Origin of the sequence: Halomonas sp. SH5A2 (assembly GCF_014263395.1) — a bacterium.
In the GTDB taxonomy this organism is placed as follows: Bacteria; Pseudomonadota; Gammaproteobacteria; order Pseudomonadales; family Halomonadaceae; genus Vreelandella.
Genome location: NZ_CP058321.1, coordinates 1,920,520 through 1,937,441, shown reverse-complemented (window position 1 = coordinate 1,937,441; position 16,922 = coordinate 1,920,520). Strand labels below are relative to the sequence as shown.

The 16,922-nt window shown below is 53.5% G+C and carries 23 protein-coding genes; 11 read left to right on the top strand and 12 right to left on the bottom strand.

Annotated elements, in window-relative coordinates; all coding sequences use genetic code 11:
- Positions 1–27: 27 nt before the first annotated feature.
- The 4 genes from HXW73_RS09010 to HXW73_RS18025 all read right to left on the bottom strand — a co-directional run bounded on the left by HXW73_RS09010 (position 28) and on the right by HXW73_RS18025 (position 1,910).
- On the bottom strand, positions 28–621 hold the full coding sequence (locus HXW73_RS09010; protein ID WP_186252810.1) for a hypothetical protein: 594 nt from the start codon (positions 619–621) through the stop codon (positions 28–30).
- Positions 622–720: 99 nt separating this feature from the next.
- Positions 721–1,221: a hypothetical protein gene (locus tag HXW73_RS09005; RefSeq protein ID WP_186252809.1), complete on the bottom strand. Its 501-nt coding sequence runs from the start codon at positions 1,219–1,221 to the stop codon at positions 721–723.
- The gene (locus HXW73_RS09000) at positions 1,190–1,642 is read right to left on the bottom strand and encodes a Panacea domain-containing protein (protein WP_186252808.1); all 453 of its coding nucleotides are present in this window, start codon (positions 1,640–1,642) and stop codon (positions 1,190–1,192) included. The genes HXW73_RS09005 and HXW73_RS09000 overlap by 32 nt, the downstream gene beginning before the upstream one ends.
- A gap of 91 nt (positions 1,643–1,733) precedes the next feature.
- Positions 1,734–1,910, bottom strand: coding sequence for a hypothetical protein (locus tag HXW73_RS18025; RefSeq protein ID WP_446718976.1), 177 nt, complete (start codon positions 1,908–1,910; stop codon positions 1,734–1,736).
- Positions 1,911–2,135: 225 nt separating this feature from the next.
- On the opposite strand from HXW73_RS18025, the gene HXW73_RS18020 reads away from it, so the two are divergent.
- Both HXW73_RS18020 and HXW73_RS08985 read left to right on the top strand, forming a co-directional pair.
- Complete coding sequence (locus tag HXW73_RS18020) at positions 2,136–2,321, top strand: Arc family DNA-binding protein (RefSeq protein WP_186255972.1); 186 nt, start codon at positions 2,136–2,138, stop codon at positions 2,319–2,321.
- A 255-nt stretch (positions 2,322–2,576) separates the two neighbouring features.
- Positions 2,577–3,236, top strand: coding sequence for a metallophosphoesterase (locus HXW73_RS08985; RefSeq protein WP_186252807.1), 660 nt, complete (start codon positions 2,577–2,579; stop codon positions 3,234–3,236).
- Between the two features lie 81 nt (positions 3,237–3,317).
- On the opposite strand, the gene HXW73_RS08980 is transcribed toward HXW73_RS08985, so the two are convergent.
- A complete protein-coding gene (locus tag HXW73_RS08980) occupies positions 3,318–4,349 on the bottom strand; it encodes a sodium:calcium antiporter (protein ID WP_186252806.1) in 1,032 nt (343 codons plus the stop codon).
- Positions 4,350–4,578: 229 nt separating this feature from the next.
- Between HXW73_RS08980 and HXW73_RS08975 the strand changes: the two genes are divergently transcribed.
- Positions 4,579–5,781 carry a GGDEF domain-containing protein gene (locus HXW73_RS08975; RefSeq protein ID WP_240538602.1) on the top strand — a complete coding sequence of 401 codons (1,203 nt, stop codon included), beginning with the start codon at positions 4,579–4,581 and terminating at the stop codon, positions 5,779–5,781.
- A gap of 73 nt (positions 5,782–5,854) precedes the next feature.
- Here the strand turns inward: HXW73_RS08975 and HXW73_RS08970 are convergent, their stop codons facing one another.
- Entirely contained in the window at positions 5,855–6,259 is a 405-nt protein-coding gene (locus HXW73_RS08970) for a PRC-barrel domain-containing protein (protein ID WP_186252805.1), read from the bottom strand.
- Positions 6,260–6,421: 162 nt separating this feature from the next.
- Here HXW73_RS08970 and HXW73_RS17880 point away from each other — a divergent pair, with 162 nt between their 5' ends.
- The 3 genes from HXW73_RS17880 to HXW73_RS08960 all read left to right on the top strand — a co-directional run bounded on the left by HXW73_RS17880 (position 6,422) and on the right by HXW73_RS08960 (position 8,428).
- Positions 6,422–6,808: a BCCT family transporter gene (locus HXW73_RS17880; RefSeq protein WP_240538601.1), complete on the top strand. Its 387-nt coding sequence runs from the start codon at positions 6,422–6,424 to the stop codon at positions 6,806–6,808.
- Complete coding sequence (locus HXW73_RS08965) at positions 6,696–8,036, top strand: BCCT family transporter (RefSeq protein WP_342211928.1); 1,341 nt, start codon at positions 6,696–6,698, stop codon at positions 8,034–8,036. The genes HXW73_RS17880 and HXW73_RS08965 overlap by 113 nt, the downstream gene beginning before the upstream one ends.
- Before the next feature lie 104 nt (positions 8,037–8,140).
- Positions 8,141–8,428 carry a hypothetical protein gene (locus HXW73_RS08960; protein ID WP_186252804.1) on the top strand — a complete coding sequence of 96 codons (288 nt, stop codon included), beginning with the start codon at positions 8,141–8,143 and terminating at the stop codon, positions 8,426–8,428.
- Between the two features lie 35 nt (positions 8,429–8,463).
- On the opposite strand, the gene HXW73_RS08955 is transcribed toward HXW73_RS08960, so the two are convergent.
- The 5 genes from HXW73_RS08955 to HXW73_RS08935 all read right to left on the bottom strand — a co-directional run bounded on the left by HXW73_RS08955 (position 8,464) and on the right by HXW73_RS08935 (position 12,872).
- The gene (locus tag HXW73_RS08955; protein WP_186252803.1) at positions 8,464–9,657 is read right to left on the bottom strand and encodes a toxic anion resistance protein; all 1,194 of its coding nucleotides are present in this window, start codon (positions 9,655–9,657) and stop codon (positions 8,464–8,466) included.
- A 75-nt stretch (positions 9,658–9,732) separates the two neighbouring features.
- Complete coding sequence (locus HXW73_RS08950; RefSeq protein WP_186252802.1) at positions 9,733–10,674, bottom strand: cobyrinic acid a,c-diamide synthase; 942 nt, start codon at positions 10,672–10,674, stop codon at positions 9,733–9,735.
- A gap of 143 nt (positions 10,675–10,817) precedes the next feature.
- Entirely contained in the window at positions 10,818–11,435 is a 618-nt protein-coding gene (locus tag HXW73_RS08945; RefSeq protein ID WP_186252801.1) for a TPM domain-containing protein, read from the bottom strand.
- Positions 11,436–11,493: 58 nt separating this feature from the next.
- Positions 11,494–12,255 carry a TPM domain-containing protein gene (locus HXW73_RS08940; protein WP_186252800.1) on the bottom strand — a complete coding sequence of 254 codons (762 nt, stop codon included), beginning with the start codon at positions 12,253–12,255 and terminating at the stop codon, positions 11,494–11,496.
- A complete protein-coding gene (locus tag HXW73_RS08935; RefSeq protein ID WP_186255856.1) occupies positions 12,255–12,872 on the bottom strand; it encodes a LemA family protein in 618 nt (205 codons plus the stop codon). The genes HXW73_RS08940 and HXW73_RS08935 overlap by 1 nt, the downstream gene beginning before the upstream one ends.
- 234 nt (positions 12,873–13,106) lie before the next feature.
- Here HXW73_RS08935 and HXW73_RS08930 point away from each other — a divergent pair, with 234 nt between their 5' ends.
- Together HXW73_RS08930 and HXW73_RS08925 are read left to right on the top strand one after the other, a co-directional pair.
- Positions 13,107–14,117, top strand: coding sequence for a hydrolase (locus HXW73_RS08930; RefSeq protein WP_186255855.1), 1,011 nt, complete (start codon positions 13,107–13,109; stop codon positions 14,115–14,117).
- A gap of 77 nt (positions 14,118–14,194) precedes the next feature.
- Positions 14,195–14,356, top strand: a complete 162-nt coding sequence (locus HXW73_RS08925; RefSeq protein WP_186255854.1) for a hypothetical protein — start codon at positions 14,195–14,197, stop codon at positions 14,354–14,356.
- Between the two features lie 50 nt (positions 14,357–14,406).
- On the opposite strand, the gene HXW73_RS08920 is transcribed toward HXW73_RS08925, so the two are convergent.
- Positions 14,407–15,165 carry a dienelactone hydrolase family protein gene (locus tag HXW73_RS08920; protein WP_186255853.1) on the bottom strand — a complete coding sequence of 253 codons (759 nt, stop codon included), beginning with the start codon at positions 15,163–15,165 and terminating at the stop codon, positions 14,407–14,409.
- 194 nt (positions 15,166–15,359) lie between these two features.
- Here HXW73_RS08920 and HXW73_RS08915 point away from each other — a divergent pair, with 194 nt between their 5' ends.
- The 3 genes from HXW73_RS08915 to HXW73_RS08905 all read left to right on the top strand — a co-directional run bounded on the left by HXW73_RS08915 (position 15,360) and on the right by HXW73_RS08905 (position 16,922).
- Entirely contained in the window at positions 15,360–16,040 is a 681-nt protein-coding gene (locus HXW73_RS08915; protein ID WP_186255852.1) for a Bax inhibitor-1/YccA family protein, read from the top strand.
- 115 nt (positions 16,041–16,155) lie between these two features.
- Positions 16,156–16,548: a sulfurtransferase complex subunit TusD gene (gene tusD, locus HXW73_RS08910; protein WP_186255851.1), complete on the top strand. Its 393-nt coding sequence runs from the start codon at positions 16,156–16,158 to the stop codon at positions 16,546–16,548.
- Between the two features lie 8 nt (positions 16,549–16,556).
- A complete protein-coding gene (locus HXW73_RS08905; RefSeq protein WP_186255850.1) occupies positions 16,557–16,922 on the top strand; it encodes a DsrE family protein in 366 nt (121 codons plus the stop codon).

Sequence of the window (16,922 nt, the reverse complement as noted above, 5' to 3'; positions counted from 1 at the left end):
AGGGTACCGGCGCTGGCCCTCCTTCCTCTACTGTGTGATCCAAAGTGCTGCGGTTATTCTATGAATCCAGGGCTTTCCTTTAAGTGTGTCGCCATATTCATCAATTAGCGCCTCTACAGTTTCATTTCTTCTTCCGCTTAGAATGTCTGCTGCCAGTTCATTAACGCTACTTTCAGCCGCCTCTAAAAATTGGTTGTTTAAGCTGGGTCCAATCGCGATATAGCCGCTTTCAAAATAATGCACATCACCGACTAGAGCTATATCACCAAGAAATCGTGATGCAGTGTCAGCGACTTTAACTTCAATTGTTCCGAAACATGTAGATGACGATGATCGTTTCCCGTGAGCTGTAATGAGAACGTTTGCAGATATTGGGAATCTTGTTGCCAAAGGCTCATCATAAACGCTTATTCCACTTTGCTCTAACGTAAGTCTTGCCTTTTGCTTAATAGAATTAGAATTAGTCCAGCAGCCGCCGGTAACGTCATCTATCACTTCAATATAAGCGTTATGAACCAAGCCTAGAGCGTCATCCGGGAAAAGATACTTTGGTGACGTTTGCGCAAAAGCAAATGATGGCAAGACTAATGCCGCTATCGTGTTGCGTATCGACCTGATCATCCCTTCATCTCATTGTTGAGCTTGTTTTTGAATTTATAAGCACACTGGCTACTAAAATTGATCTTAGCATTGACCTTCTCGTTGGAGTGTTGGCGAGGGCTATTGCTTATCTTCCGGCTCGGTCGATGATTTTGGAGATGACTCTGACTGTGCTTCACCTTCGTCTTTCTTAGGCTCATTCTGTGTAGAGCCATCTCTTTCTTTGGCCTTCAGTCGCAGGTGGGGAAGCAGCTGATTGAGAATCAGATGTATCTCCTCTACACCCATGCGCCTAGCAATAATGAGCAAGGCAAAAAGCTGCATAATTCCGAGAACAATAGGCAGCGCCCAAGTGCCAGAGTCCTTTAGCGTCCATATGTCGAACAGAACGAATAAAGCAACAATAAAAAGGAAGCGATCTTCGTTACGACCATCCTTTTCGTCGCTTAGCTCTTTTTCAAGATGTGCCTGAGCTTTGGAGTTGCTGGTGACACCGGGGTCCGCTTTCAATCTCCCCGACATAGCGTGCAGATTTTTGATCAGCTCCTGCCGGGGGTCGGTCTTATCTGAGCCGGTTTCAGATGATCCGTTAGGCCTCTGAGAATCGTCGTTGGTACTCACTTACTATCTCCGCTTGATTAATGGGCACATGTCTTACGCCTGGAATGTAAGTATTCGCCCAGGCAGAATCAGGCTCATGAGTAAGCTCTACCAACTGATAAGGATCGGCGTCGCCGAATTCGGATAGAACATTTCGGATATAGCTCACCTCGTCGCCAGACTCGCGGGGTGGCTGCACGTGATGGAACACGTTCTGAATTCTTGAGCTGCCAAAAGCAGAGCAGTGCCTATACACCGATGGCAGCACAGGACCGTAATCCCAAGCCTGAAAGTCCTCATCGTATATAAGAGGCTCGCCGTTATGCGAACCCGAATAAAGCATATGTGCAATGTATAGTAGCTTGTGCAGCTGCAAGTTACTGAGGTTCCAGCCTGATAGCTGGCAAGCCGCTTTGGCTGCTTGCATAGCGGAGATAGCCATTGATACCTCCTCCTAATGAATATCGGTGCCATTATGTAACTACAACATAGCGCATTTTGCTACCTATTAGATAGCGGACAGCGGCAAAGGTTTAGGCCTGATTGCCCTTTTCCCTGTCTTGCTGCCGCTGCAACAGCCTCTCTACTACCATCTCGGCGATCATTGAGGCAACAAGCAGCTCCTGTTTCGTTCCTTCGTCTAGCTCTGCCTTGCGGAGTGTTTGCGGTTCAAGGCTTTCATGCAGGCGCGCAACTACCTCCGCATTCATAGATCGACGGTTTGATGTGCTGACTCCTGCAGCTTTTCTCGCATATCGTCAGGCATCCTCAGTGGGCATGGGGACTTCTGCTTATCATCGCTCATAAACGTAACTCTGTTGCTGTACTGCATTATGTAGTACATATCAAAAAGAATCTGAAAATTATTTTGACTCTGATTCTATATGTAGTTCCCACAACCAACAGGAAGTGCGCATGCCAACGCAAAGAACGTCATACCTTTTCGTTTTTCTGCAAATGGGCTTCGCGAGAAAGCTGAAAACGAATCCAGGAAAAACCATAGAAGCCTCAATTCTGAGCTATGCATTTTGATTCAAGAAGCCTTCCGCTTCCTGTTCAATACCCTTCTACTAAATGCACCGATCATTCACTGTGTCCAGATTGTGTCTGAAATTGTTTAGCAACCTCCGTCGGCGCTTGGCGCTCTTGTTGTCTTCATCTTTTAGGTGAGGTAAGGCATTATCAACATCGATGCGTGACCAGGTCATCTTGAGCAATTCATTCATACGGGCACCCTAGGCCCAACAGAATGAAGTGGCTCACTGCTGGACTGTGTTTTGTCTGCCGCTACTAACCTGTTAGCTTCCGAGTGGGTGATCCACCTTACGCGTCCCTCTGGCTCCCCGAGCATTCTGCCGCAACCAGGAGCTTTCGCAATGAGCTTGATTCAAAAGCACGACCAGAATATGTCGGGAAGAGACTTCATTGTCAGCGACATTCATGGGCAGTACGACTTGCTGATGGAAGCCATGGCTCGCGTGGATTTCGATAAGACAAAGGACCGCCTGTTTTGCGTGGGTGACTTGATCGACCGGGGCGCTGATTCCTTGAAGTGTTTGTCGTTGCCCTTCGAGCCTTGGTTTTATGGCGTGCGCGGCAACCACGAAATGCTGGCAAAAGACGCGCTTGAAAGCGGGGGAAACGCCGAAAGTCTTTGGATGATCAACGGCGGTACTTGGGCGAACAAAGAGAACCGGACCGAAGTGCGCCAAATATTACTCAAGGCGTTGAAGTATCTGCCCTACGCACGTCAGGTTGAGGTAATGGGGCAGCAGGTAGGTATTGTTCATGCTGAGCCGCCCACTGACTGGTCAATGATTGAAGATGCAGGCCCTGCCGAAAAAGAACAAATTGTGTGGGGGCGTTCCCGGATCAAGCGTATGGACAAAAAGCCGGTGACTGGCATCGATGCGGTGGTGGTCGGGCATACGATCATTGAGCAACCGACGTGGCTGAGTAATGTTTTCTATATCGATACCGGCGCTTTCCAAACCGGGCGACTGACGTTGATCAATGCCCGGGAGGTGTTGGCATGAACTGGTGCGAATGTCGGTCATCCAGAAGGGCTTATGCGTTCTAGACGGTACTTTTTCGCGGGGATGATCTCTTTCGCACCGCTAGTTGAATAGTATGATTATTCCCGCCAAATAAAGGCCGATTATTACCATGCTTTCAAATCCAATACGGCCCGGCCCTTGCTCTTGTCGATGCAGAAGGCCCAACATTAGTACTCCCGTCATCAATACAGTAAGGGCGACCCATAACATCACATGATTGGGAATGACGTGATAAATGGAGCCGCCTCGATAAGCCACATCTGATGCGGCGGCAAACAATGTATCAAAAGCATTACCACCGATAATCCCAGCCACTGCGAGCGTTAGCGCCCTCCTTCGTACCGCTGCAATCGTCGTTACCAGCTCGGGTAACGACGTTACGACTGATGTGAGCAGGACGCCGACGGCTGCTTGGCTAAGCCCTGTGTCTGCAGCAATAATCGTAGCGCTACGTTCTAGCAGCCATCCGGTGAAGCCTATTGAAAGCGCCAGGCCCAAAAAAATGAGCCATAGCCGCTTCAGCGTCAGTTCTCCAGACGGCTCATCGGGCTGATCCTCACGCGTCTCGCGGGTCCTAGTCGGCGACCACATCGGTCGTGTGTGAGCATTTTTAATCAGTCTTAGACCAAATAGATAAGCAATAAATAATAACGGTGTGATCGGATGTATCTGCCAGAAAGTCCACTCAGGCGCGAAACGCCCCACCAGCAACAGGCTGAGAAGGCACAGAAGTAATGCCCCCTGAATCAGGTTACCAAGAGAGGCTGCTGCGTGTTCTAGATTGGCGCGCCGATATACCATGTCGGCGATAGTTAAAAATAGCGTCTGGACTGCAATACCGCCTAGTGCATTACTCATTGCCAGTTCGGGTTTATCAGTCCAGGCAGAAGAGACCGATACTACAATGCCTGATAGCGAGGTAGCCATTCCAAGCAAAACAGCTCCCGCAATAGCCTCGCCCAAGCCAGTGCGATCAGCTAGGTTATCAACCACTTGAGTGAGTCGGGTACCCACGATACCAATGACAACTGCGCAAAAACTGAAGAGGGCAAAAGCGACCGGAAGCGAAATATCATTGAGCAATGTGAACATTCAGTTCCCCTCGTTAGGGCATATCGCTGTGTCATGCCGAGAATGTTTAACACTGGCTCATTAGAAAGCTTGAGTTCAAGCAATAAGTGAACACCTGCGGTATACAGGATTGATGGGAAAAACATTATGCTGTGTGGCATGAGATATTTCCTCAGCCAAAGGTCGGTGAAGCCAGCTTCGCTGAACGAAATCTAGAGAAATCGCCGTTTTACTCGGGGAGTATGGGCTCTTGTCGTCACTAAAAACGCACCATCAGGTGCATTGGTTGACTGGTCAGTTCTGTAAAGGTGGCAGTGAGTCGATGTATCGCAGGTCCATTGAGTCGAGGGTGCGGTTTGAATCCTGCCTTTACTTGACTGTGGCCGCGTTGATCTTTGGCATGTTTGCTATTTCGGATTACTACCTTCTCGGCATAACCAGAGAGTTTTATTTACTGCTCGCTATGCGTATTGGTGTGGTGAGCCTTTGCCTTCTTTTGGCCTTCGTTATCGGGCGTTGGGGCGGCTATTCGAGCAAAGTCTGGTTGCACGCTTTGCCGCTATGGCTACTGGCAACGGGTATCATTTTAATTGTGCCATTACGCCCTGAAAGCCTTCCCACCCAGGTAACAGCGGTGGTGGTAGCCACCATGGCTTTTTATCTTTTGATTCCCAATCTGCTGACAGTGGCGGCGCTTGCCAGCTTCTATTTGAATATCGGGTTTCTGGCCTTTGCAGTGTTGTTTGCGGAGATTGGCCCGATGGCAATGCTTCGCATAGCGTTGCTGCTGATTATGGCCAATGTGGTGGGGTTCTTTGCCTTGCTGCGCCTGGAGAGCCTACAGCGCAAGCAATTTGCGTTGCTTCACGAAGAACGCGATCAAAATCAGCAGTTGCATGAGGAAATCGCTCATAGAAAATCTCTGGAAACACAGTTGCGTGTAGTCGCCGAGCGAGATGCTCTGACGGGGCTGAATAATCGCGGTCATTTTATGAATCTGGCCGAAGAGGTATTGCGGCGCTCGCAACTGGAGAGGGTGCCATTCGGATTTTTCATGATCGATGTGGACCACTTTAAAACCATCAACGATACCTGGGGCCACCGTTATGGGGATTGGGTTTTGACCAAGATTGCCGAGGTCTGTGTGCAATCTCTTCGCCCCACGGATGTGATAGGGCGTTTCGGAGGAGAAGAGTTTGTGGTGGCCCTTCCAAATACCGGCCCTGATGATGCGCACATTGTGGCGGAACGACTGAAAAAACAGGTCGCAGATTTGCCGTTACATGAAGAAATGGAAAAATTATGCCCAAGCGTTACGATCGGCATCGCTATAGCGCAAACCGAGGACGTCGACCTTGAGACCCTGATCACGCGAGCGGATCAGATGCTTTATAGTGGCAAGCGTAATGGTAGGAACCGGGTGGTAATGTACGACAATGAAGTGGAAGAGTGATGAAAGATAGAACATGGTGTGATCCTGCCTTCTCGAGCAAGCTTGAAGGCAGGTTTTGTGTGGCAATTCGGGGTTAATTGTTCCAAACGGGCAGTTGCTCAACTTCTTCGCGAGTCATTGAGATTGTCAGCTTCTGGCGGTCAGCCTGAACGCCGACTTGATCTAGCTTCAACACTACTTCGCGCTCGAAGATGCCAAGAAAACCGCCAACTTCAACGCTGATCGCTACAATTTGGCCATCGCTGTCGACAAGGACTTCTTCGACCGCGCCAACTTCTTCTGCGTTCGGCCCGATGACAGGCATGCCTTCAGTGCGTTCGACGCTAAGCCCAAGGGCCTGGATCACAAAGTTATCGTATTCCTGAAGCTCTGAAACATCGACCTGCTGGCCAGTATTGGTCTGTTCTTCTGCGTGAACGGTGGTGAATAACAAAAAAGTGGCAGCTGAAATAAGTATTGCAATGAAGGGTTTAAGCATAAGGCGTAATCTCTATATTGGTTTAAGTTTTTAAAGTATAAGCGTCTGATCAGGCCGTTTCTATCGGTATATTAAGTTTTTACGAGTAGTCGCCTTGTCAGTCACTTGGCGTAATCACTGAATAACTCCTATGTTGTCGGAAAGGCGATAGGAGTAACCATAATGGATGCACTTGCGCGGAAGCTCGGCCTCAAGACGGATCCCACCATATTTTTCACGTCCGCAGGCATCATGATCCTTTTCCTGGTGGTGATTTTGATTGCGCCGGGCCCCATTGGAGCCGCTTTTGGCGCAGGGCGGGAATGGATCGTCACCAACCTTGGCTGGTTCTTCATTTTCGGGGTGACGAGTTGGGTCGGTTTCCTGCTCTGGGTGGCGATCAGCCGCTACGGTTCAATACGCTTGGGTGGCAATGATGCGAAGCCGGCCTATAGCAATGTCTCCTGGTTCGCCATGCTGTTTGCGGGGGGGGATCGGCACGGTACTGATGTTCTGGGGCGTAGCGGAGCCCATTTCCCATTTTACGACGCCACCAAGGCCGGATGTTGAGCCTTTCTCTGTGGAAGCCGCCGACGATGCCATGAGCTTTTCGATCTATCATTTGGGGCTGCACACCTGGTCAATCTTCGCCATGCCGGGCCTTGCGTTTGCGTATTTTATCTATCGTTACAATCTGCCGATGCGTTTCAGTTCAGTCTTCTACCCGCTGATAGGCGAGCGCATTTATGGTCCCGTCGGCAAAGGCCTCGATATCTTTGCCATTCTCGGCACGCTTTTTGGCGTAGCGGTTTCCATTGGCCTGGGCACCCAGCAGATCAATGCGGGACTTACCGAGTTGTTTGGTATTCCTGATGCAGTGATGCCCAAAGTGCTGATCATCGCCATTCTGACGGCCGTTGCCGTAGGGTCGATCATGGCGGGGCTGGATTCTGGCGTTAAGCGGCTTTCCAATATTAATATTAGTATGGCCGTTGGCCTGATGGTGTTTGTGCTCTTTACCGGCTCGACCGTTTTCCTTTTACGTGCCGTTGTCGAGACCTTTGGTCTGTATATATCGAATCTGCTGCCCATGGCGTTCTGGAATGACACGCTGGCGACCTATACCAACGATGATGGCAGTGGCTGGGGATGGCAGGGCAGTTGGACCGTCTTCTATTGGGCCTGGACTGTCACCTGGTCACCGTTCATCGGGATCTTCGTGGCGCGGATTTCTCGTGGGCGGACCATCCGCGAATTCGTCCTTGGGGTGTTGTTCGCGCCCTCGATCTTCACACTGGTGTGGTTTGCGATCTTCGGCTGGTCGGCGATGGAGATTGACGGTATCGGACCCGAGGCTCGGGAAGCCATGGGAGAGCAGGCCGGTGTCTTGTCCGCTGCCGTTGGTGAAAGCATTCCGCTTGCCATGTTTGCTTTTTTCGAGAACTTCCCGGCCGCGACATTGATTCAGGGCCTGGCGGTCGTCATCGTGGCCATCTTCTTTGCCACGTCTTCGGACTCCGCATCTCTGGTGGTCGATATGCTATGCACCGGCAGCCCGGATCCTGGCCCTTGGCATCAACGCGTATTCTGGGGCGTCTCTGAAGGCATGCTGGCGGCAATGCTCATCGTGCTTGCCGGCGACGCCGGGCTGACGGCACTGCAGGAGGTGATTACCGTTGTCGGCCTGCCGATGTTCATTCTTGTGTTTGCCATGATGATCGCTTTGTTCCGCGGTTTGTCCCATGAAGACCTCGGCGAAGTGAAGGTTGGTAATCCACCCAAGCCGGAGGAACTGTAAGCGAGCGAAAGGGGCCGAACCTCGGCCCCTTTCTGAAGGTCAGAAGGGTAAAGAAAACCTAAAATAGCAACTGTCGGATTCGTTATCGTAAGGGGAGGAATGCCATGAGCCAACGCGATGAATTTATCGAGGAAATGAAAGCCAGGCTCGACGAGTGGAATGCTGAAATCGACAAGCTAACCGCTCAGGCCCGCCAGGCGAGTGACGAGGCCAGAGTTAAATATCACGAGGACATCGAGCGACTCAAGCAGCGCCAGGCGGAGACTCAACAAAGGCTCGATGAACTGCGGCATGCCAGCGAAGAGGCCTGGGATACCGTTCGCCAGGGTATGGACGATTCCTGGGAGCTGATGCGCAAAGCCTTCCGGGACGCTTCCTCTCGTTTCAAGTAAGCGTTCCAAGGCGCTTTATCTAAAGACCAACCCCATCAGGAGGTGGGACCGTCCTTCGGTTGCGCCTCATTACCTTCTCGTAGACGTTCGATGGATGCGCTCCCCTGCTCTGACAAGGCTGCGAGACGGTCGATCTGCTCATCTAGGCGAGGCAGTGCTTCCTGACGATAGGTTGAAAGGTCGTCGATTGCACCCATCACCTCGCCAAACGCTTCCTCGAGCACCTGCATGTCGAGCATCGCCGAGGAGGCCCGCTTTTGGATATCCACGCCTTGCTGGCGGAGTGCCTTGGCGGTACCGCCGATCATCTGCGATGTGGTGGAATTGAGAGATTCGATGCGGTCCAGTACCAGACGCTGATTGGCCATGGCCATGGCGACCGTCACTGCCACCGTGAGGGCCGAGACTGTCACGTTGATGGCTCTGTCCACGCCGCGCATCAATTCCCGGTTGTTGCGGATGATGACTTCCAGTGCCAGCACACCTTGCTGGCTCACCGCCAGCTGTTGCTGTAGATCGACAATGCGTTGCCTAAGCGGAAAGAGCAGCTCTTCCTCGATAAATTGACGCCGTGGATCATCTTTATCGCGGTCAGCGATATCATCCTGAAGGCGTTGATCGATCAAGCGGCCCAGCGCGATCTGGCGGTTCAGCTCGCTCAGGATGTCATTGAGCGCCTTCTGGTCATCGCTCAGCGTGAGGTTGTCACGATGCAGCATGTCGCGACCGCCTTCCAATTCCTCGATGATCGCGTCCAGGGCCTGCTGTGCATTCTCGAACTTGCGGAAGTAGCGCTGCAGGCGGCTGTCGACGCCGGGAATGATTGCCATCACACGATCCAGCGCACTGGGCGCCAGGCGATGGCGGGCAGGGTCTAGGCCTTCCATGCGGCCCCGTAGATCACTCAGTGCCTTGGCAACCGGCCCGCCTTCGTCCCCCTGGTGGGCTAGCTTGCGGAGCGGTGTTTGCAGCATGGCACTGCGATGGGCAGCCTGTTGCTGAAGCTCCAGGCCCATTTCGTCCACGGCGCGGCGCTGTCGAACCGCCGACGCCTCGTCGCCCTCGGCCAGAATTTCCTTGATAAAGCGGTCGGCCATGGACGCAAGCTCGGGGTCAATGTCCTGCTTGTCAGGCTCAACCGACTCGTCCTGGCGCGTCCCCAATTGGCTGGCAATCTCGTCTACGGGAGGCAGGGAGAGGCGAGGTTGGTCATCCGGTGGCTGATTCATGGGCGTCTCCAGAGGATAAAAAAACGAGCGATTAAAGACCGTCGTGAAAACTTTACTGTATCAATAGCGGCCGGATCACTCCTTGCGGGCATAACGATCGGCGCCTTCAACGAAGCGGCGCAGATCTTCCAGCGCCTTATCGGTGGTAACGGACGCCTGAGGTCGCGTCGTCTCGATGCGCGCCATGGAAACGGCGGTATCGTCGAGCACGGTAAGCGCCGATTCAATGCGGGCGGAAAGTTCAGTGAGCCGGTGTTCGGTCTCCACCAGTAGGTCGAGGCGTCGCACCAGGGCGGCACGTTCCTCATCGCTTAACCGCTTGCCATCCCGCTCCAGCCGACCGCGCACGTATTGGCCATCCACACTGACCACACCGCGCGCCTGGGAGGCCATGGTCGTCAGTGTATCTACCGCGCCGAGACATACCTGGGTGACCAGCCCCCTCGAGCGCTCAAAGGCCAGCTCGCCCGTGTGGAAGCGACCGCTCAGGACGTCCATGACATGACGATAGCGGCTGTAAAGACGGTCCGCCAGAATCGCCAGGTCAGGGCGCTTGACATCCAGCAGGCTCTGTTTGGCTCGACACATGGCTAATACAAGGTCATCAGCGCCCTCGGGAGGCCTTGCCGGATCAAGCACCGATACGCCAGCCTCATAGGCTTTGCGCTCCTCTTGAGCCCGGCGCTGTTGCGCCTCGGCGATGCTTTGAGCTTCCCTTCGACGTTCACGGCGGCGGGCGAACCAACCGCGCAGCGTTCGTTCGATAGGCAGCGCTACGGGAATGGCAACAATGCCCGCCAACCAGCCAAACAGGCTAGGGCTGAAACCACCCCAAAGAGAGGTCAGCCATAGCAACATGCTGATGAAAGGGATTACCACACAATAGCGGAAGACGACCTGCAGCCGCCCTTGGGCCGCCAGCGGAAGCGCTATGCCAGGCTTGTAGAGGCCAACCAGTAACCAGGGCAGACAGGTCATGAAGAGGCCATAGGAGAGCCCTTGCAGGAATCCCAACATTGATAGGCTATCCTTCATTGATTGAATGGGGAGAGTAACCGAGCTGAGACGTTAAGCGCCAGCCTGGGCACACGACGAGCTCACGTTACACCACCCACCGATCATCATGCACCAAATACCCGACGGCAAAGCTGTTGTTGTCGTTATGACAGAATCACCAAATGATTGGGCAGTTCGTTGCGCTCGTGGGTAGCTGGCACATGCTCTTTCAGGAGCTTGCCACAGGCCGCAATGCAGTCAAGAAACCCTTGCCGGGTCTGGCCCTGATGCACCTTGGAGGTAAAGTCTGACACGATGTCTTCCCACACTTTGTCATCCAGAACATCGGCAATGCCTTGATCCACCAGGATCTCCACATAGCGCTCGGCTTCGGAGACAAAGATCAACATGCCGGTGCCACCGTCGGTATGATGTAGACGCTGCTCCAGGAACTGCCGCCGTGCCAAATTAGAGGCACGCCAGTAACGCACCTGCCGAGGAATCAGGCGAGTGTTGATGCGGGGCATCCTGAATACCAGGCTGAAAAGAATAAACGTTCCCCATTGCACCAACAGCAGCATGTCGGCGCCGAGCCAACTGCCAACGTAATTGACGATCCCCGGCAACAATAAAGCCAGTATGCCGGCCCAGAGCAGAGGAATGTAGCTGTAATTATCGGACTGGGCGGTCAGCACGGTGACCAGTTCAGCGTCGGTTTCCCGTTCCACCTCGTTAATGGCAGCGGTAACGGCTTCCTGATCGCTTTTATTTAGTAATGTCATGATGTTGTGATTCTCATATGTAGTTGAGAGGTTTCAGCGCGCGGATTCACAGGTAACGTTACCAGCCACCGGAGGCACCACCTCCGCCAAAGCCACCACCGCCGCCGCCGAAACCGCCGCCGCTACCTCCGCCACCGCCACGGCCGCCCATGGCCGCGCCGAGCAGAGCTGCGCCGACAAGTGCAGCCCCCCCACGTGCTCCACGCCCTCCACGACTACCGATAAAGAACACGACGCCCATCATGATAAAGAAGAACAGCCCCACAAGACCTGCATGGGGTTTTTCCTGGGCGGGGCGGGTCTGCTGACCCTCGGGAACGGCTAAGGGCTCGCCGCCAAGTACTTGGATGATAGCTGCGGCACCGTTGACGATGCCCGCTTGAAAATCGCCTTGGCGGAAGGCCGGGGTAATAGCCTGATTGATGATCACCGAAGATTGGGCGTCGGTAAGCCGGCCTTCAAGGCCATAGCCCACTTCGATTCGAATGGCACGCTCTTCTTCAGCCACGATCAGAAGGGCGCCGTTATCCTTGCCTTCCTGACCAATTCCCCAGTGCCGGCCCAATTGATAGCCGAAATCTTCAATCGGGTAGCCCTGCAGGTCCGCCAAGGTGACTACTACCACCTGTTCGGTGCTGGCCTGTTCGTGGGATTGCAGCATCTGGGTCAGGCGTGTTTCTACGTCGGGTGAGAGCATGTCTGCCCGGTCTACTACCCGGCCCGTCAGTTCCGGAAATTCCGGCGTTGACTGCGCCCAGAGGGTGACCGGAAGCCATAGCAAAAACGTAAGCAACAAACTTTTGCGGATCAGGATAGCCATCAGAAGTCCACCGCGGGTGCATCATCGGCATTTTCCGTAGTGGCTTCAAAGTTGGCACGGGGCTCTAGATCGCTATACAACATGCTGTGCCAAATTTTACCTGGAAAAGTGCGCAGCTCGGTGTTGTAACGCTCCACCGCCTGAATGAAGTCACGCCGCGCGACGGCAATTCGGTTTTCTGTGCCTTCCAACTGTGACTGTAAGGCCAGGAAGTTTTGGTTTGACTTCAAGTCTGGGTAACGTTCGGACACCGCCATTAGACGGCTCAGGGCACTGCTCAACTCCCCTTGGGCTTGCTGGAACTGCTGGAGCTTTTCGGGATTTTCCAGGATGCTTTCGTCCACCTGAATCGATGTGGCCTTGGAGCGCGCTTCAACCACAGCGGTCAGGGTTTCCTGCTCCTGGGCCGCGAACCCCTTGACGGTTTCCACCAAGTTGGGGATCAGGTCGGCGCGGCGCTGATATTGGTTTTCTACCTGTGACCAGGCGGAAGTGACTTTTTCATCGTAAGTGGGAATATTATTGACCCCACAGCCACTGAGTAAAAAAAACAGCGCCAACAGGGACGCCCACTGCCAAAGAGTCCGCTGTTGAAACGACTTATAATAAATTCCCATAGTGCTCTGCCCCAGAGATGGTTGCATGAAAAGGGGAGATGCCTAGCTCGCGAGCGCAGACATTAAACCTCAACTTAGTGTGGGGGCAGAGCGACTGTTTTCAAGGCAGCCGGTTTTGTGTGCAGCTCATGTCATGAATACATTTGCATTGTGCGACGCCACTAATCATTTTTATCTCGGCACGGGTATGCTCCCAGTGCCATGGTCTTTTATTACCCATGAGTTACTTGTCTTATGTCGATTTTTCGTGCTTCCCGCTGGCTGCCCGGCGGTCATTCGCAAACGCTGTATAGCCCATTGTTTCGTTCAGAGCTGTCTTTAGCACGGGAGCGTGAGCGGATGACGCTGCGGGATGGGGACTTCCTTGATCTCGACTGGTATGGCCGCCGTGACGACGATACGCCGTGTGTCGTACTGCTACATGGGCTGACCGGCAGTTCTTCGTCACGCTATATCCTGGGCCAGCAGCAGGCATTAGCCTTGAAAGGCTGGCAGAGCGTGGCGGTGAATTGGCGGGGCTGCTCTGGAGAACCTAATCGACTCGCTCGCGGTTATCATTCAGGGGTGAGTGAAGACCTCGCCGAGGTTGTCGAGATGCTATCCATGCGCCGACCGGCCCAGCCTCTGGCAGCCGTGGGTTATTCGCTGGGCGGCAACGTACTGTTGAAATACCTGGGCGAGCAGGGCAGTGCCACCCCTTTACAGGCGGCAGCCGCCGTTTCAGTACCATTTCGTTTGGATCATAGTGCCGAGCGAATTCGCCATGGCATGTCGAAAATTTATCAGTCACGCTTTTTACGCGACCTGCGTCACTACATGGCTGATAAGCGTCAGCGGTTCGCGATACATGGCGTCCCTGATGAGTACGCCAGGCTTTTAGCCTTGGGGTCACTGAAGCGTATTACCACGCTTTGGGAATTTGATGAGCGGGTAACGGCACCGCTGCACGGTTTTTCAAGCGCTGCCGATTACTATCAGCGCTGCAGCAGCCTTTACTTCCTTTCGTCAATCAGCGTGCCGACCCTGATCATCCAGGCCCAGGACGACCCATTTCTTTATCTGGAGAGTGCGCCACATCCACAGTCATTACCTCCGCAGGTGGCGTTTGAATTTCATCGCCAAGGGGGGCATGTAGGCTTTATTGAAGGCACACCCTGGTCGCCGGGTTATTACCTGGAGCGACGTTTGCCAGCATGGTTGGCGTCTACCCTTGCAATCACCGAACAGCGGGCAAGCTGTGCGTAAAATATCGATTGTATTGGTAGGGCGTTGCACTACTATGCAGCTATAAGGCTCATTGGGAGCCCTTATGGAAAGCCGCCATGCTAAAAGGTCTGATTATTTGTTTTGCTGTGCTGTTTGCGCAGTTGGCGATACTGCATGTGATTGATATACGTCTCTACAACGCTCCTCAGGACGCACGTCAAACCGCGGTGACCAAGATCACACCGCTGAAAGACGACGAGGAAGACGTACAAAGCTGAAATGAGGGCAGAAACGTACCCAGCGGCGCCAAACCGCTGGGTACGTTGATTTAAAGAATGTCCTCCAGCCAACCAGTAAAGGCTTGCCAGGAGCGCTGATCGGCACGTTCATGGTAGGCGTCACTTCCGAAGACGCTAAAGGCGTGTGGTGCGCCCGAATAAATACCGACTTCGTAGGTAACATCTGCGCTTTCCAGTTCATCTGCCAACGTGGCTACATCGTCCAGGCTTACTGATGCGTCGGCACCGCCATGGGCAATAAAGATCGGGGCCGTATCACTTGAATAGGCCTGTCCCTGCGGCGTGGTCAGGCCACCGTGAAAACTGGCATACGCAGCAATGTCATCGGCCTCGCCGGAACGGGCGATTTCCAACGCCACCGCACCGCCAAAGCAGTAACCGATGATAACCGTATTGTCGGCGGCGCCTTGTTGACGTGCCTGCGAGAGACCGCCGAGTGTCAGCGCTCTCATCCGCTCTCTGTCTTCGTAAAGCCGGTTGGTAGCTGCCCGTTTATCGTCGACTGCCTGAGGCCTGTTATCTTTACCGAACAGATCCAACGCAAACACGTCAAAGCCTTGCTCTGCGAGCATGTCGGCACGTTCTCGCTCGTAATCATCCAGCCCGTCCCAGTCGTGGACGATCAGCGCGCTGGCCTGAGCATCGTCGCCACCAGAAACAAAATAACCTTCGAACTTTTCATCGTTGACGGCGTAAGGCACATCCTGACCGGCGGGGGAGAAAGCCAGCGTCGCCTGGGCCATCGACATCATCACGATCGCACTGGTAGGAAGTAGAATTTTTTTCATCGTTTTGGTGTCCTAGAAAAGATTGTGTATAAAGGGCGGTGTTCAGCAAGCATAGCCAACGCTTGCTAAACTGACACAGTGTTGAAAGACTCAACGTAGAAAGACGAATAGCGTGGAAGACAAAGACTTGCGTCTGGAACTCGGTAACGGCATGCTGGTCCACTGTTTGATAGATCATTACGGAGCATGAACACATGAGTTACAACGACTCACATATTGCGCAATCAGCCTCTGGCGGTGTAGCCAATTCGGTTAGCACCAACAAAGTGCTGCGTAACACCTACGCGTTGTTGGCGATGACGCTGCTTTTCTCTGCGGTCACCGCAGGCGCCTCCGTCGCGATGGGCGTTCAGCAACTGAACATCTTCGTGTTCTTCATCGGTGCCTACGGGCTGATGTTCCTGGTCCATAAAACGGCTAACTCAGCCTTGGGACTGCTGTCTACGTTTGCCTTCACGGGCTTCATGGGCTTCACGTTAGGGCCGATTCTTTCTGCCTACTTGGCACTGCCCAATGGCGGCGCGCTGATCATGAACGCCCTGGCAATGACGGGTATCACGTTCATTGGCCTTTCAGCCGTTGCCCTGATAACCAAGAAAGATTTTGGCTTCCTGGCCAATTTCATGGTGGCTGGTGCGATCGTGCTGGTGCTTGCCATGGTAGCGGCGTTGATTTTCAACATCCCCGCGCTTTCGCTGATGGTATCGGCTGGTTTTGTGCTGTTTTCTTCAGCCGCCATTCTTTACCAGACCAGTGAAATCATCCATCGCCAGGGTGAGACCAACTATATTCTGGCGACGATTACGCTCTTCGTCTCTATCTACAACCTGTTTATCAGCCTGCTGTCGCTGCTAGGTTTCATGAGCAGCGACTAACCAATCCAGAGTTTGATAGAGCAGCATGTCTCAACAGACCCTATTATTAGGGTCTGTTTTTTTATTGCATTCTGCATTCGCGAGATCACTCGCCACCCCAAGATAGGTAAGGGCAATGGATTACGGACTGTTAGTCATGGGTGCCCCCTACAGCCACCCAGCGCCTCATTCGGCGCTCAGGTTCGCCCATGCGTTGCTGGCAAGGGGGCATCAGCTCGTTGGCGTTTTCTTTTATCATGACGGTGTTCATAATGCGTCAACGTTAATGACGCCACCGCAGGATGAGCTGAACCTGCGCGAAGCCTGGAAGGCACTTCATGAACAGAACGGTGTGGCGCTGGATGTATGTATTGCCGCTGCATTGAGACGCGGGGTCATCAGTCAATCTGAGGCATCCCGTCATGGCCATGATGCCTGTAATCTGGAAGCGCCTTTTGAGTTGACCGGGCTTGGCCAGTTGCTGACGCTGCAACAACGCTGCGATCGTTTGATTACCTTTGCCAGTTGAGGCCGTCCATGCGTGAATCAGAAGACCTGTTGGTGATCATTCGTCATGCACCCCATAATTCGAACTGGCTGCGTGAGGGGCTCGACGCCGCTCTGGTTGGCGCCGCCTTTGGACAATCCGTCAGGTTGCTGTTCTTGGGGCAGGGGGCACTTGCTCTGTGTAAGGAGCAGCAGGCCGGCGCCCCGGGGCAAAAGGCCAGTCTGCCGACCATCGACATGCTTGAGATGTACGATATCGACCAATTGAATGTCCCCAAGCGAACGCTCGACGACCTCAACCTCCCTTTGGAAGCGCTGGTGGATGGGGTAACACCGCTCAGTGAGCAAGAAGTCAAAGCGTTGTTTAGCCAAAACCGCCCGATTCTCAACTTTTAG

Coding starts and splice junctions, on each gene's coding strand:
- HXW73_RS09010 (WP_186252810.1), bottom strand. CDS start 621: ATGATCAGGTCGATACGCAACACGATAGCGGCATTAGTCTTGCCATCA.
- HXW73_RS09000 (WP_186252808.1), bottom strand. CDS start 1,642: ATGGCTATCTCCGCTATGCAAGCAGCCAAAGCGGCTTGCCAGCTATCA.
- HXW73_RS18025 (WP_446718976.1), bottom strand. CDS start 1,910: ATGAATGCGGAGGTAGTTGCGCGCCTGCATGAAAGCCTTGAACCGCAA.
- HXW73_RS08985 (WP_186252807.1), top strand. CDS start 2,577: ATGAGCTTGATTCAAAAGCACGACCAGAATATGTCGGGAAGAGACTTC.
- HXW73_RS08980 (WP_186252806.1), bottom strand. CDS start 4,349: ATGTTCACATTGCTCAATGATATTTCGCTTCCGGTCGCTTTTGCCCTC.
- HXW73_RS08970 (WP_186252805.1), bottom strand. CDS start 6,259: ATGCTTAAACCCTTCATTGCAATACTTATTTCAGCTGCCACTTTTTTG.
- HXW73_RS17880 (WP_240538601.1), top strand. CDS start 6,422: ATGGATGCACTTGCGCGGAAGCTCGGCCTCAAGACGGATCCCACCATA.
- HXW73_RS08965 (WP_342211928.1), top strand. CDS start 6,696: ATGTCTCCTGGTTCGCCATGCTGTTTGCGGGGGGGGATCGGCACGGTA.
- HXW73_RS08960 (WP_186252804.1), top strand. CDS start 8,141: ATGAGCCAACGCGATGAATTTATCGAGGAAATGAAAGCCAGGCTCGAC.
- HXW73_RS08955 (WP_186252803.1), bottom strand. CDS start 9,657: ATGAATCAGCCACCGGATGACCAACCTCGCCTCTCCCTGCCTCCCGTA.
- HXW73_RS08950 (WP_186252802.1), bottom strand. CDS start 10,674: ATGTTGGGATTCCTGCAAGGGCTCTCCTATGGCCTCTTCATGACCTGT.
- HXW73_RS08945 (WP_186252801.1), bottom strand. CDS start 11,435: ATGACATTACTAAATAAAAGCGATCAGGAAGCCGTTACCGCTGCCATT.
- HXW73_RS08940 (WP_186252800.1), bottom strand. CDS start 12,255: ATGGCTATCCTGATCCGCAAAAGTTTGTTGCTTACGTTTTTGCTATGG.
- HXW73_RS08935 (WP_186255856.1), bottom strand. CDS start 12,872: ATGGGAATTTATTATAAGTCGTTTCAACAGCGGACTCTTTGGCAGTGG.
- HXW73_RS08930 (WP_186255855.1), top strand. CDS start 13,107: ATGTCGATTTTTCGTGCTTCCCGCTGGCTGCCCGGCGGTCATTCGCAA.
- HXW73_RS08925 (WP_186255854.1), top strand. CDS start 14,195: ATGCTAAAAGGTCTGATTATTTGTTTTGCTGTGCTGTTTGCGCAGTTG.
- HXW73_RS08920 (WP_186255853.1), bottom strand. CDS start 15,165: ATGAAAAAAATTCTACTTCCTACCAGTGCGATCGTGATGATGTCGATG.
- HXW73_RS08915 (WP_186255852.1), top strand. CDS start 15,360: ATGAGTTACAACGACTCACATATTGCGCAATCAGCCTCTGGCGGTGTA.
- tusD (WP_186255851.1), top strand. CDS start 16,156: ATGGATTACGGACTGTTAGTCATGGGTGCCCCCTACAGCCACCCAGCG.
- HXW73_RS08905 (WP_186255850.1), top strand. CDS start 16,557: ATGCGTGAATCAGAAGACCTGTTGGTGATCATTCGTCATGCACCCCAT.